The sequence below is a fragment of the Gracilibacillus suaedae genome, from assembly GCF_017599345.1.
Lineage (GTDB): Bacteria > Bacillota > Bacilli > Bacillales > Amphibacillaceae > Gracilibacillus > Gracilibacillus suaedae.
Genome location: NZ_JAGFVL010000062.1, coordinates 363972 through 378940 on the forward strand (window position 1 = coordinate 363972; position 14969 = coordinate 378940).

General features: G+C 35.7%; 10 protein-coding genes and 1 pseudogene. 10 read left to right on the forward strand and 1 reads right to left on the reverse strand.

All coding sequences use genetic code 11. The annotated features are described in order from the left end of the window. Positions 1-414: 414 nt before the first annotated feature. From J5J03_RS20255 to larC, 10 genes and pseudogenes are all read left to right on the forward strand, one after another. Complete coding sequence (locus J5J03_RS20255) at positions 415-1539, forward strand: GntR family transcriptional regulator (protein WP_208592182.1); 1125 nt, start codon at positions 415-417, stop codon at positions 1537-1539. Between the two features lie 285 nt (positions 1540-1824). Then, positions 1825-2940: a GntR family transcriptional regulator gene (locus J5J03_RS20260; protein ID WP_208592183.1), complete on the forward strand. Its 1116-nt coding sequence runs from the start codon at positions 1825-1827 to the stop codon at positions 2938-2940. A 695-nt stretch (positions 2941-3635) separates the two neighbouring features. Beyond that, positions 3636-4901 (forward strand): extracellular solute-binding protein, encoded by a 1266-nt coding sequence (locus J5J03_RS20265; RefSeq protein WP_208592244.1) that lies wholly within the window; start codon positions 3636-3638, stop codon positions 4899-4901. Between the two features lie 63 nt (positions 4902-4964). Further along, positions 4965-5846, forward strand: coding sequence for a carbohydrate ABC transporter permease (locus J5J03_RS20270; protein WP_208592184.1), 882 nt, complete (start codon positions 4965-4967; stop codon positions 5844-5846). Positions 5847-5882: 36 nt separating this feature from the next. After that, positions 5883-6728 (forward strand): carbohydrate ABC transporter permease, encoded by an 846-nt coding sequence (locus tag J5J03_RS20275; RefSeq protein WP_208592185.1) that lies wholly within the window; start codon positions 5883-5885, stop codon positions 6726-6728. A gap of 33 nt (positions 6729-6761) precedes the next feature. After that, on the forward strand, positions 6762-7190 hold the full coding sequence (locus J5J03_RS20280) for a hypothetical protein (protein ID WP_208592186.1): 429 nt from the start codon (positions 6762-6764) through the stop codon (positions 7188-7190). A 293-nt stretch (positions 7191-7483) separates the two neighbouring features. Next, positions 7484-9001, forward strand: a complete 1518-nt coding sequence (arfA, locus tag J5J03_RS20285; RefSeq protein ID WP_208592187.1) for an arabinosylfuranosidase ArfA — start codon at positions 7484-7486, stop codon at positions 8999-9001. Positions 9002-9126: 125 nt separating this feature from the next. Beyond that, positions 9127-9360: pseudogene (locus J5J03_RS20290) on the forward strand (alpha-galactosidase); the annotation flags it as partial. Between the two features lie 40 nt (positions 9361-9400). Continuing rightward, positions 9401-10879: an alpha-N-arabinofuranosidase gene (locus tag J5J03_RS20295; RefSeq protein ID WP_208592188.1), complete on the forward strand. Its 1479-nt coding sequence runs from the start codon at positions 9401-9403 to the stop codon at positions 10877-10879. Between the two features lie 545 nt (positions 10880-11424). Beyond that, positions 11425-12192: a nickel pincer cofactor biosynthesis protein LarC gene (gene larC / locus J5J03_RS20300; protein WP_208592189.1), complete on the forward strand. Its 768-nt coding sequence runs from the start codon at positions 11425-11427 to the stop codon at positions 12190-12192. Between the two features lie 433 nt (positions 12193-12625). Here larC and J5J03_RS20305 read toward each other — a convergent pair whose 3' ends face one another. Then, the gene (locus J5J03_RS20305; protein WP_208592190.1) at positions 12626-14929 is read right to left on the reverse strand and encodes an AraC family transcriptional regulator; all 2304 of its coding nucleotides are present in this window, start codon (positions 14927-14929) and stop codon (positions 12626-12628) included. Positions 14930-14969 lie beyond the last annotated feature (40 nt).

Below are 14969 nucleotides of genomic sequence, written 5' to 3' on the forward strand. Positions count from 1 at the left end.
ACTTTTAGTTTTTGTATTATCACAGTTTACATAAACTACGAAGTAACTTGGACTTCCAAGTAAATCTGGACTGAGTGCGGACATTAATTCCGCTATTTGTGACAAAAGTGCCGTTTTGCGGGTGGTCGCGGACATCTATTCCGCTATTCATCGAAAATAGTGCTAATGGAGGTCGAAATGAACCAAATAAGGGATTCAATGTCCGCTAACATGGAAAAATAGGTGATTTTCATTCAAATAACGCACTAAATGTCCGCTCAATAAATTGTATCAACTGCCTGCCTATTTGCTTTTTATGTGAATATAGGTCTACTCGATTGAGCTGAGGATCATATTCTTATTCCGAAAGAGCTTGACAGAGTTAGTTAAACCTTTATCCTTATAGTAGATAAGGTAAAAAATGAGGTGCGAGGAATGCAGACAAAATATAGTATAGTAAAAGAAGCAATTAAGTCCCGAATATTAGATGGTACATATCAACCACATCAAAAAATCAGTTCTGAAAGTGAACTGATGAAGGAATTTGGTGTAAGCAGACATACAGTGCGATTAGCAATTGGTGATCTGGTTAACCAAGGGTGGCTCTACCGGGAACAGGGCGCAGGTACTTTTTGTGCTGATCGTTCAAAGAATAATTCACAATCGATGGTGGACCAGAACAACATTGCACTGATCACAACGTATCTATCCGATTATATTTTCCCCTCCATTATCAGGGGAGCTGAATCTTATTTAAGTAAGCAAGGCTATCAGGTAAGTCTGTTTAGTACGAATAATGATCATGATAATGAGCGAAAGTTTTTGGAAAAAATCCTCATGCAACATTTCGATGGCGTTATTATTGAACCAACACGAAGTGCGATAAGTAATCCTAATATTAATTATTACTTGAATCTAGAACGTGAAAACATTCCTTATTTAATGATCAATGCATATTATGACGAATTAGAGCCTTTTCACATTGTTGTGGATGATGAAAAGGGTGGATTTATACAAACAGAGCACTTAATAGAGCTTGGTCACCAGAATATTGTTGGCTTTTTTAAGAATGATGATATCCAAGGGACGAAACGGATGAAAGGTTATTTAAAAGCGCATCGTAAGCATAATATCGAAATATTTCCTCATAATATTGTGACCTACAATACAGAGGAAAAGTCATCAAAACCTGTTGAGGTGTTAAAACATATATTAAGTGAACCTGAAGAAAAACGACCAACAGCAATTGTATGCTATAACGATGAATTAGCAATTAAACTATTGGATGTCTTAAGAGAATCACAATTAAAAGTACCAGAAGATATTTCGATTGTAGGATTTGATGACTCCTTTATGGCTGAAATAACGGAAGTAAAATTAACTACTGTAAGCCATCCTAAAAGTGAAATGGGAGAATTAGCAGCAAAAGTTATCCTAGATATGGTGAAGCGAAATAAAGGTTCAAAGAAACAACAAAACATGGAAAACGATCTGATTCGTTTTGACCCTGAGCTGATAACCCGTAACTCGACCGCGCCACTACAAAAGAAAAGTAAATAACCTTGTTGTATGGGATTATTGCCGAAATGTATACACGCATCTTGAAAAGCCAATGCGTGTGTACTTAATTTAAAAAATTAAAGTGTAACCGTTTTCTGACCGAGGATAGTTGATGCTAGAATACGAGAAGGGTTTAAACGGTGCTAACCGTCTGTAAGCCTCCCACTTCAAGCTTTAAGTAACAGAAGGATAAGCTTAGGGATAACAGACGCTAACACCCTGATAAGTTTCACTTTATTTAGTGAGTTGTAGTTTGTGTACAGAAAATTAGGGGGATCCGAAAATATGGAGGCTAAATATAAACAGATTAAACAATCGATAAAATCAAAAATCCTGGAAGGGCTGATTCAGCCACATGAAAAAATCAGCTCTGAAAGTGAACTTATGCGGCAGTTTGATGTAAGCAGACATACAGTCAGAGTAGCGATAGGAGAGTTGGTAAATGACGGGTGGCTGTACCGTGAGCAGGGCGCAGGTACTTTCTGTGCTGATCGCTCACAGAGAGAAAAAAGTTCTTCAACCATTCTACCAAACAAAAATATTGCTATTGTAACTACATATATTTCTGATTATATCTTTCCTTCGATCATTCGCGGAGCGGAAGCCTATTTGAGTGAACAAGGGTATCACGTTAGTATTTTTAATACAAATAACAAGTATGAACAAGAACAAAAGATATTAAGTCAATTGTTAACAGGTAATTATGATGGAGTAATTATTGAGCCAACACATAGTGCTTCAGCAACTCCTAATCTAAAATATTATTTGAATTTGGAAAGAGCTAAAATTCCATATGTAATGATTAATGCCATTTATGAAGAGTTGGAACCAGTTTACTTTATGGTGGATGATGTAATAGGTGGTTATTTACAAACTAGACATTTAATTGATTTAGGTCATCAACAAATAGCTTGTATGTATAAGACTGATGATGCACAAGGTCAAAAACGGTTAAAAGGTTTCATTAAGGCCCATAGAGAATTAAATATACCTTTGAATACAACAAATATTGTGACTTATAGCTCGGAAGATCAATTGGTAAAACCAAAAAAGGAATTACAACGATTGCTTAAGCTAAAAGAAGAAAAACCAACTGCAATTGTTTGTTACAACGACCAATTAGTATTGCAATTAATGGATGAAGTAAGACAAGCAGGTATTAAAATTCCCGATCATTTATCCTTAATCGGATTTGATGATTCCTTGCTAGTTGAAATTTCAGAGGTTAAACTGACGTCCGTTAAGCACCCTAAGAGTCAATTAGGTCTAGATGCAGCAAAAGCCATTATCCAAATGATTAAGAAGAATGAAGTGAATCAATCCTTTGATCGATTATCCAAATTATATGAGCCTGAGTTGGTTGTAAGGCAATCTACTACAAATCCAAAGACAACGGCTTAAGGCTGGGAAAAAGCGTCATAGATTGATAGATAGAGTGTTAGGATGATTAACGCGACTAACATACCAAAAGATTCCTTATACAATAAATCAATTCTAAATGATGAATCAAAATGGACGACTAGGCAATAACCCTACACTGGTTATTGCCTTTTTTAGACAAAAAATATAAATTCAGTGCAATGACCGTATTAAGTGAAGTAGTATTTATGTTTTATGTGTCATTTAGTGACAAGGAAGGACTGGGCGCAGGTTTGTCTGAATAATGTCAACTGGTGATGCTCAGTCGCTTCTTTCGCCCGGTCTAATATCCCGCCTTTTTCCATATCTCCAGTTCTCCCTTATAAACTGTGTATTCTAAATAAATAACTTATTTTTTCTTATTCATCTATTTTATTAACAATTATGTTGAATAGACCCTAAAAATATTTGTTTACATTAATAAAAAAGTGTTGAAAAAACAATAGCCATTCGATATACTAATGTCAAGTCATCTCATACGTACAATTTTTTGCAGAGCTACATATGTTCGTGTGTATGGTAATAACATCATTGGTATGAACGGATCTAACCTATCAATTGCTTCTAAGTAGTGAAAAGGAGGCGAATAATGTAAGCGTTTAAATAAACTGTGCCGAGAGATAGATATTTTAGTTAATCATTCAATAAATGGAGGGGTTAATGTGAGAAAAGCATTAATGGCGATGTTAACTTTGGTGGCGGTATTGTTAGTGGCATGTGGAGGAAATGATGAAAATACTATTCAATTTTGGACACCATTAACAGGTGATGATGGTGCATATATGGACCAACTTGTTGAGGATTATAATGCAACAGAACCTGAAATAGAAGTGAAGCACATAATTACATCAGATATGTACACGAAGATGTACACAGTATTAAATTCAGGTAATGGTATTCCGGATTTATCTATAATTCATGCGGATCGTGTACCAAGCTTTGTAAACCAAGATTTGTTAAAGCCTATGACAGAAATAATGGAAGCGCAACCAGAATTGAATGCAGATAATTATATTGAAGAAGCTTGGTCCGCTGGGGAAGTGGATGGTACACAATTTACTATTCCATTAGATATTCACGGTAGTGCAATGTATTATAATCAAGATTTGTTAGAAAAGTATGGTGTTGAACATTGGCTTGATGACAACGTAGTAACATTTGACGAAATGCTTTCATTACAAGGTCAATTAGAGGAAGGTGACTATGTATTAAATGATGCACTATTGAGCTGGGTTTTATTAGCTCAAATACAAAACTTGGGTGGAGATATTCAAGAAAACGGCGAGCCGGCAGTTAATACGGATGCAATGCGTGAGTCCATTGAAGCGGTAAAAGAATTAGCAGACGCAGGCCTAATGACACCTTATGGAGAAGATGGATATTTAATGTTCCAATCAGGTAATGTTCTATTCTCTACTGACGGTACTTGGAGTTCAACAGGACATGCACAAGTAGAAGACCTCAACTTTGGAGTAACAAATATTTATGCTTTTGAACCGGACACTTTCCATAACCGTTCTTCAGCTCACTTATTTGCAATGCTAACCAATGAAGAAAGATCAGAAGAAAAAGAACAAGGGATTGCAGACTTTTTAGAGTTTGTTCGTGCCAATTCAATTGAATGGGCAGAGGCTGGACAGATTGTTGCCAGTCAAGACGTTATTGAAAGTCCTGACTATGAAAATTATATGCAGTCTTTCTTTACCTCTAGTCAGGAACAAGAGGAATCGCTTCACATTTATACGTACGAACACTATCCATATGTACAGGAAGCAATGGATAACTATGTAGCAGACCTTGTACACGGTGAAATGGATATTGATACAGGACTGGAGGAAATGCAAAAATTTGTAGAGGATAAAGTAGCTGAAGGTTCGTTGGATATGGAGAATACAGAACTATTAGACGAAGATGAACTTGAAGAAGAATTATCAGAAGAATAATGCAAAAGAAAGTAATGTGTCAGCTTTTTTGGCACATTACTTTTAAAAAAGGAGGTCATATGATTGAAAGAACATGGTAAATTTGCTCCGCTGTTCTTTGTTGGACCACACATAATCTTATTTATCGTATTTATTTTGATACCATCCATCTATGGTATATATGCTTCGTTTACGAATTGGAATTTGATTGGAAGTCCTGAATGGGTAGGATTAGATAACTATAAAACTATATTAGCTGACACTGACTCTACTTTCTACAGTCAATTTTTCAACGGGATGCTGAACACCTTAATTTTTGTCGGATTAAGCGTTCCACTGATGATTATTATACCTTTAATGATTGCTGTAGCTTTAGAACATAAAGAAGTGAAATTTACAAGTCTGTTCCAAACATTGATTTATATTCCTGGGTTAGTTTCTATCTCAGCAGCAGCCTTGATATGGTCATTAATCTTTAATAAGCAACTAGGTGTAGTTAATAATATGTTTGGTTCGGAGCATGTATGGGCAGCAACTCAACCATACGCTTGGATTACAATAATTGTCATTACGGTTTGGGCTGGGATTGGTGGAAATATGATTATTTATCGAGCTGGTATTAATGGTGTTTCTAAGGATCTATATGAGTCTGCTGAAATTGATGGTGCGGGCCCGATACGTAAGTTTTGGAATGTCACACTACCTTCCATTAAATTTCCTTTAATCTACACGATGGTCATGACTACAGCTGGTGCTTTCAATGTCTTTGCCCAACCATTAATGATGACCGATGGTGGGCCGCGTCAGAGTACAACGGTGTTAATGATGTATATACGTGATTTAGCATTTAGTCATGGTGAATCAATTGCGGGTGTCGCATCAGCAATGGCAGTTATGCTGGGGCTGGTACTACTTGTTATCTCAGCAATTCAATATTATATCATGAATAAAAATGCAACGACATAATGAAGATTAATGGAATTTAAAGGTAGGGGTGATAACATGTTTGAGAAGATAAAAGTATCAAAATATTTAGCGTATCTTTTCTTAATAATTGTCAGTGCTATTTGGACGATACCAGTGTTATTTGGTGTTGTAACTTCCTTCAGATCACAGACAGAAGTGGTTAACGAAGGATTTAGATTATTACCTGTAAATTGGATTGTTGAGAATTACGTGAATATATTAGAAAACACTTCCACAGCTCCAATTATGCAATGGCTTTGGAATTCTATATTTATTGCGACGATGCATACTTTGCTTGTTGTTGTTGTTATTTCCATTACAGGATACGGTTATTCGCGTATGAAATTTAAGGGAAGAGATCTGTTATTTTTCACATTATTGGGGATTTCTTTCTTTCCTAATGTTGTAAATTTAATTCCTTCGTATAAAATTATTGATATACTTGGGTGGGTAAATACTCCATGGGCCATGATTGTTCCTGGACTAGCTGGTATGGGGAATATCTTTCTTGTCCGTCAATTTATGAAGGGTATCCCCATGGAGTTGGATGAATCAGCCAGAGTGGATGGAGCAAGTGATTTTAAAATTTTTTCCAGGATTATATTGCCATTAATTCGACCAGTGTTAATTGTTTGTGGTTTATTTTCTTTCACGGGTTCATGGAACGACTTTTTATGGCCTGTCATTGTGTATACAGACGTTAATAAAATGCCGGTTACAGCTGGTTTATTGTTACTACAGGATGTATATGGCAACTATCGTATGATTGGGCAATTAATGGGCTCGGCCATCTTAGCGATCATACCAACCTTGTTATTATTTTTCTTTGCGCAAAAATATTTTGTTTCAGCAATAAACTTAAATTCCGGAATCAAAGGGTAAACGAAAAAACCAAGATAGAAATGAGGCGAGAAAATGAAAAGAGGATTAGAAAGAAAGTTGTTGATAACAGGTGCTGTTTGGAATCTAATCACAGCATTACTGACCATATTCAGCTATAATTCCTGGTTTAATCGTCAAGGTGAAAAACAACTGAAACACGCTGATATGGAAACGATGATAGCTGGTTCTCAGATGGTTAATAATATCTCTAGCATTATTTTTATCTTTGGTTTGTTTACATTAATAGGTGCCTTAATAAACTTTCTGGTTGCTGTAAAGTTAAGAGATAACAAGATTCAGAAGCAAGTGATGATATGGGTTGGAATTTGGGCTGTTATACAGCTCTTATCGATGGATATACTTGGATTTCTAGTATATATGATTGCCTTTATTATTTATGTAGCAAAAAATAAAGCTATTAGACTATCTAATCCCAAAGTCAAAGATGCAGTAAGCAATTAAAGAGAATAAAACCGTATTTATTTTATTCTAGCTCATCATACATAAATAGATGAAAGAGATGATAAAAGAACCAAAAATAACTCTTAAAGATTGTGACGTGATATTGCTTAGTTACTCATTTATAATATTGATTAATTCTGCTTGTTATAAACTTGACAAACTATTAAATATACCATAATCTAAATGTACGTACATGTTTAATGAGAATTCTAAATTATGCACGTCCGATATTTTGTGTAAGCGTATTAATTCATGAGAATATAGAATCTTCTAAGAAAGGATGAAAGAGAGAGATGGTAAACGAAACAGTAAAGGCAAAAATGGTAGTAGACAAAGAGTTTCAAATCTCGGAGATTGATCCAAGAGTTTATGGATCATTTATCGAACACTTAGGCAGAGCTGTATATGGTGGAATCTATGAGCCAGACCATCCAACAGCAGACGAAAATGGCTTCCGACAAGATGTTATCGATTTAGTTAAAGAATTACAAGTACCTATTGTCAGATACCCAGGTGGAAATATGGTATCTGCCTATAATTGGGAAGATGGAGTTGGTCCAAAAGAAGACCGCCCAAAACGTTTGGAGCTTGCATGGAGAGTGACAGAAACGAACCAAGTTGGTACGAACGAGTTTATGGATTGGGCCAAAGCAGCTAATACAGATGTAATGATGGCAGTTAACTTAGGTACACGGGGAATTGATGCTGCTCGAAATCTATTAGAGTACTGTAACCACCCTGGTGGAACATATTGGAGTGACTTACGTAAATCTCATGGATATGAAAACCCTCACAAAATTAAAACATGGTGTCTTGGTAATGAAATGGACGGACCATGGCAAGTTGGGCAAAAAACAGCCTATGAATACGGTCGTTTAGCTTCCGAAACAGCTAAAGCAATGAGACTAGTAGACCCGGAAATCGAATTGGTAAGCTGTGGTAGCTCTAATTCCAATATGCCAACATTCCCTAGCTGGGAAGCAGAAACTCTTGAGCATACTTATGAGGTAGCTGATTACATTTCATTACACCAATACTATGGAAACCGTAGTGATGATACTGCTAATTATTTAGCGAAATCGATGGATATGGAAGACTTTATTCAAACTGTAATCGCTACATGTGATTATATTAAAGCTAAAAAACGAAGCAAAAAGAAAATGTACTTAAGCTTTGATGAATGGAATGTTTGGTTCCACTCCAATGAGCAGGATAAAGAAATTGAGCCATGGACAGTTGCACCACCTCAACTAGAAGATGTTTATACTTTCGAAGATGCTTTATTAGTTGGAAGTATGTTAAATACAATGCTCCGCCACTCTGATCGAGTAAAAATTGCTTGTATGGCTCAGCTTGTAAACGTTATTGCACCAATTATGACGGAAAATGGTGGAACTGCATGGAAGCAGACCATTTTCTATCCATATTTCTATACGTCAGTATATGGACGTGGTGTAGCGCTTAATCCAGTAGTAAGCTCACCTAAATATGATAGTAAAGACTTTACAGATGTTCCATATCTTGATTCATCTGTTGTATACAATGAAGAAAAAGAAGAGTTAGTAGTATTTGCTACAAACCGTCACTTAGAAAAACCATTAGAAGTAGATATCGATGTCCGTTCATTTGAAGGTTATGATGTAATAGAACATGTGGTACTTGAAAATGAAAATGCGAAAGCCGTAAACCTTGCTGGTCAAGAGAATGTCAAACCACATGCTAACGGCGAGTCTAACGTGGATGATGGAAAACTGACAGCTGTTTTCCCTAAATTTTCATGGAATATGATTCGTCTACAAAAGAAAGCTTAACAGAGCTTTGAATATGGAGAAAGCTTTTAAAGTGAGACTTCTGCCAGTAGGGAGTTAACTGCTGATAGTTAGATGGATAAGCTTCTCCATTTTCCAATTCATATAAGGAAGGTAGTTGTTACGATGTGAAACACCATCAGTATGCAATAACACCGCCAATGGGTTGGAATAGCTGGGATTGTTATGGCGCAACAAGAAGAGAAGAGGAAGTAAAGGGCAATGCTGATTATATGGCGGAACATCTAAAACAATTTGGCTGGGAATATATTGTAGTTGATATTCAATGGTCAAAGCCTGGAGCAGTATCCTCTGCATATCGACCATTTGTTCCTTTGGAAATGGACGAGTATTCCCGTTTAAATAAAGGAACACGATTAAATTTATAATGAGGTGATAAGTATGACGAAAAAAGTAGTTGTCAACGCAGATGTTGGAAAAGGCACGATTAACAAAAATATTTATGGTCATTTTGCAGAACATTTAGGTCGATGTATTTATGAAGGCTTCTGGGTTGGTGAAGATTCTGAAATACCAAACACAAACGGGATTCGCAATGATGTAGTTGAAGCATTACGTAATCTAAACATTCCGGTACTTCGCTGGCCAGGTGGTTGTTTTGCTGATGAATACCATTGGAAAGATGGTATTGGTCCGAGAGAAAATCGTAAGCGTATGGTTAATACACACTGGGGTGGCGTAATTGAAAATAACCATTTCGGTACACATGAATTTTATATGCTATGTGATATGCTTGACACAGAACCATACATTAATGGAAATGTCGGAAGTGGTACTGTTCAAGAGATGTCAGAATGGGTAGAATATATGACATTCGATGGTGAGTCTCCAATGGCTAACTGGCGTAAAGAAAATGGTAAAGAAGAGCCTTGGAAGTTAAAATACTTTGGTGTAGGTAATGAAAACTGGGGTTGTGGTGGTAACATGCGACCACAATATTATGCTGATTTATACCGACGTTTCCAGACATATGTAAGAGATTACGGCGATAATAAAATTTTCCGTATTGCTGGTGGAGCTAATGTTGACGATTATAATTGGACAGAAGTATTGATGCGTGAAGCTGCTCCATTTATGGATGGTTTAAGTCTTCACTATTACGTACATCCAGGTGGTTTTTGGAACAAAGGTCCAGCAACAGGATTTTCAGAAGATGTTTGGGATATTACGATGCAAAAGACGGTGCACATCGAAGAATTAATTGAAAAGCATGGTACGATCATGGATAAATATGATCCAGAGAAACGAATTGCGATGATTATTGATGAATGGGGTGCTTGGTATGATGTAGAACCAGGTACAAACCCAGGTTTCTTATATCAACAAAACACGATTCGAGATGCATTAGTTGCAGGTGTTTCCCTTAATATCTTTAATGAGCATAACGACCGTGTTCAAATGGCAAATATTGCGCAAACGATCAACGTTATCCAATCTATGATTTTAACAGATAAGGAAAAAATGATTTTAACTCCTACTTATCATGTGTTTGAAATGTATAAAGTACATCAGGATGCTGAGCGTTTAGATCTTAACATGGAAAGTGATTCTATTAAAATAGGAGATAAAGAAATTCCACAGGTTTCCGCATCTGCTTCTAAAGCGGCGGATGGTGCTGTTACCATTACTTTATGTAACTTAGATAAAGCAAAAACTGCAGATTTAGCGATTGATTTACGAGGTAAAGATCTTGCCAATGTTTCTGGTCGTATCATTACTGCGGATGAAATGGATGCACATAATACGTTTGAGAAGCCAGATAATGTAAAACCAGTCGCGTTTGATGACTTTCAAACAAGTGGCAGTGAATTAACACTAGTATTACCTTCGAAATCAGTTTTAAGTATTACAATTAAATAATAAAGCTATTAAAGTCGGTAAGGTTAGCCTTATCGGCTTTTTCTGTAAAAATAAGAATCAAATATAAAAACAGATGTATAAGTACCAAAATCAACAATCATAATAACAAAAGTAGCGCTTAAGGAGAAAATAAGTACGGAATCAAGAGCTATCTAAAAAATGTATTTATATTTTAACAGATCCTTTGATATTAACTAAACATAATCACATACTCTGTCACTTGTTCTGAGGGAGGAAAGTATATAATCAGTGCAATGACTGCGTTAAGCGAAGTAGTTATTTTGAAATGTTTGAGGTGGATTGGTAACGCTCCGACTAATTACTTCGCTTTCCGCGGGCACGGCCTCCACTAACTTTGCAAAGTTAGCTAAAGGACAAACCCCACGGAAAGAGAAGTGGGCAGCCGGAGTGGTGGTCAAGCTGTTCAACTATTTCATCATTACTACCAAAGTAATCGATATCCAATTAGTATTTATATCTGTTGTGTTATTTAATGTTTGTAGGATAAAATGCAGATAAGTATGTGAAAATGGAGGAGAAAAAGAATGACAAAAACATTGTATTTTGACTGCTTTTCCGGGATAAGTGGAGATATGACCATTGCCGCATTATTGGATACAGGTATATCTTTAGAGTGGTTGGAGAATCAGCTTAAAGCATTACATTTAGAAAAGGAGTATCAATTAAAGTTAGGTAAAACAGTGAAAAACGGTATACATAGTAATCAGTTTGATGTGATTTATGAAGAAGAGCATTATCACCATGCTCATAGTCATCATCACGACCATTTCCATCATCATCGACATTATAAAGATATTGTCGATCTTATTGAGAATAGTGAACTGAACGAATCAGTCAAAAATATGTCTTTAGATATGTTTCGTGTGATCGGAGAAGCGGAAGCAAAAATACATGGAATGAGTCTGGAAAATGTCCATTTTCATGAAGTTGGTGCAATAGATTCGATTATTGATATCGTTGGTACTGCGATATTAATAGATGAATTAGAGATAGATCGAATTGTGTCTTCTCCAATTCCAGTTGGATCTGGCCATATCCATATTGATCACGGAGTTTATCCGGTGCCTGCCCCAGCAACACTGGAAGTATTGAAGGGTGTCCCACTAAAAGAAAGCACTATAACAGGAGAATTAACAACCCCTACAGGAGCTGCCATCATCAAGACATTAGCAATGGAGTTCTCGACGATGCCAAACATCATAGTAGATAAAATTGGCTATGGTGCTGGTACGAAAGCATTTGATCATCACCCTAATGTATTAAGAGTTGTCATTGGTGAAAATGAGCAGTGACAAAGTTCATATATTGATAGAATTTACAAAGCTGTATACTTCTCTTAAGAAAAACCGGCAAACACCGCCGGTCCATTATTACTTTGGTAGTAATGATGAAATAGTTGAACTGCTTGACCATCACTCCGGCTGCCCACTTCCCTTTCCCTAGGGTTTGTCCTTCAGCTAACTTTTTTGAGCAAAACCCGCTCAAAAAAGTGGATCTTCAGGTCAAACAATTCCCACAGGAGTGGAAACGGGCGGCCTCCGCTAAGATCTGCTCTACAACATATGTCAGAGCTAAAAACTTGGATTATTATCCCATGAAAACACTAAAATATAGCATTGACATCTCTAAACAAGTTGTGACACCAATGTTTATATACATTCCTTACAAGTAAGAAAAAGACTGCCCATAAGTTTGTTCTTTGTCGATAACTTATGGGACAGTCCTTCATGCTTCTTTACTTTTATATTGTGCACGATATTTACCAGGGGTGATTTCTTCCATTTTTCTAAATGACCGAATAAAGTTCTGAGAATTGTTATATTGTAGCTTTTCAGCAATTTCCTTTACAGACATATTAGTAGTCGTGAGCCATTCTTTCGCTTTGTTGAGACGGTAACGAAGTAAATATTCACTAAAAGAGTATCCAGTTTCCTTTTGGAAGATACTGCTTAAATAATTTGGATTATAGTGTAACTCGGCAGCAATCACATCGAGCGAAATGTCTTTATCATAATCCTCATGAATAATCCGGATCATTTTATCAGAGATTTTCTTATTCTTTGAATCGTCTTTGGCATCAATACTATCGATTAATGGAATAATAATTTGATGGTTAACCCAATCATGGATCGCTTCAATCGAGTTCAAGTTCTGATAATAGGTAATCATATCTGTTGATTGAAAATCATGTACATTTGCCCCAAGCAATTCTTTTAATTCATATAATTCATATAAGAACCTTGATAAGATAATTTCCAGCTGTTGATGATGAATATCGTTTCTGTCCAAGTAATCAAAAAACTTGGAAAGCTCAGATAACGCTTGTTCCTTATCACTTAATTTAATAGCATCAAAAATCTTATTCTTAATTGCTGTCGGGTAAGGTGCAACACTAGAGTAACGTCTGTTCAAGTTTTCATAGAAAATGATAGAAGAATCGCCCATTTTTAGACGATATTTTAGTGCTTCCTTACTTTCTTTAAAGGCAATATTAGAGTCTTCTAATTCATAGTAACGGTTACTGATACCAATGCTGACTGATAAGTGAAATAACTCCATCACTTTGTTTTGGATTAGTTTTACCTTTTGATTTATGATATGTGTATAATCTGATTCATTGTTGCACTTCGTAATAACTAAAGTGGATTGGGTATCATTAATTACTACTGGAGTAAATCGCTCTTCGCTTGGAATAAGATCCTCAATTAAATTATTGATTGCAAAAAGAATGAGATCTTGATCATTTTCATTAAATTTCTCTTGGTCTATCTCATCTAATTTTAATGAAAAAATTGTTAATCCGGTCCAATCCTCGTTATAGTTAAACGACCTCACTTTAAGTGGTAGTTCGCTGCTCGTTACTTTCCCTTGTAATAATCGGATCATGAAAAGTTGTTTCAACTGCGTGACCTGACTCTGAACACGTTTTTCCAATAAATGATTTTGATTTAATAATTTTTCGATATGTGTCTCGATTAAATCGAACTCATTAGTTGCTTTTTCCGATACGGACTTACCGTCATCTGAGGAAGCGATAACGCTTTTTAATTTTTTTACAGGTTTATATAAGATCTTGCTACCAATAAAAGCAATACATAAAGAAAGAATTAATAATATCGAAACAATTAAGACGGTTAACCAACCGATAGAGCTTGATTTCATATGCAAGTCACTTAATTTCACTAATGAAAGATAAGTCCAGTCATTATATTCGGAAGTTTGGTAAGAGATTTTAAAGTCGGTGTCATTAATTTGATATTCGAATTGACCTTCTAATTCATCCCGGTCAATCTTATCAAATAAATTGTTTGGTATATACCCATCCTCACCTGTGTATTCCGTATTACTGTGGGCAATCGTCCGATTATTCTCGTCCAAGATAATAAAGGATTCACTATCATTACTCTGTGCCATGATTTCAGTCAGTTCGCAAGTCGGAACGATAACGGATATAAGACCATCCGGTTGAGATGACAAGAGCGGCAATTTTTTCACTAAATTAATATAATGAGAACAGCTTTTTTTCGTTGCATTCGGTAAATTTATCTGGCTTGCTTCTTCCATGAGCCAAACAGATTTCTCAGGTATCCTTAAATAATTGGTATTTATTTGTTCATAAGCTTGATTATCAAGGTGTACTAAACCATCGTTATTGATTAGCCATCTGTTATCGAAACTTACTAATATAACATCTTCAATACCAGTCTCAATGGTTTGTAAATGGTTTAAATCTTTTCTTAACTTATGAAAATCATTAAAGGACCTTCCATTCATATCTTCTTTTAAAAATTCCTGCGTTTGGGCTGAGCGTACAAAATAAGTCGTAGATAAATCAATGTATCTTAATACTTGTTCTACGTTTGTTTGTATCTGATAAATATTTTGCTTTTTTTCATCATTGGAATAATCCACAATAGCATTAGACGATTGCCAATACGATAACCCACCAGTAATGATAACAGGTACGGTGCTTAAAATAACTAAAAATGCAATCAGTTTAAAATAGTGTTGAGTAGATAATTTTTTCATAGACATACTTCCTTAATCGTTATATTTTAAACAAATGTTA

Bases quoted from the DNA above. Each gene is read 5' to 3' on its own strand.
- J5J03_RS20255 (WP_208592182.1), top strand. From the start codon at position 415: ATGCAGACAAAATATAGTATAGTAAAAGAAGCAATTAAGTCCCGAATA.
- J5J03_RS20260 (WP_208592183.1), top strand. From the start codon at position 1,825: ATGGAGGCTAAATATAAACAGATTAAACAATCGATAAAATCAAAAATC.
- J5J03_RS20265 (WP_208592244.1), top strand. From the start codon at position 3,636: ATGGCGATGTTAACTTTGGTGGCGGTATTGTTAGTGGCATGTGGAGGA.
- J5J03_RS20275 (WP_208592185.1), top strand. From the start codon at position 5,883: ATGTTTGAGAAGATAAAAGTATCAAAATATTTAGCGTATCTTTTCTTA.
- J5J03_RS20280 (WP_208592186.1), top strand. From the start codon at position 6,762: ATGAAAAGAGGATTAGAAAGAAAGTTGTTGATAACAGGTGCTGTTTGG.
- arfA (WP_208592187.1), top strand. From the start codon at position 7,484: ATGGTAAACGAAACAGTAAAGGCAAAAATGGTAGTAGACAAAGAGTTT.
- J5J03_RS20295 (WP_208592188.1), top strand. From the start codon at position 9,401: ATGACGAAAAAAGTAGTTGTCAACGCAGATGTTGGAAAAGGCACGATT.
- larC (WP_208592189.1), top strand. From the start codon at position 11,425: ATGACAAAAACATTGTATTTTGACTGCTTTTCCGGGATAAGTGGAGAT.
- J5J03_RS20305 (WP_208592190.1), bottom strand. From the start codon at position 14,929: ATGAAAAAATTATCTACTCAACACTATTTTAAACTGATTGCATTTTTA.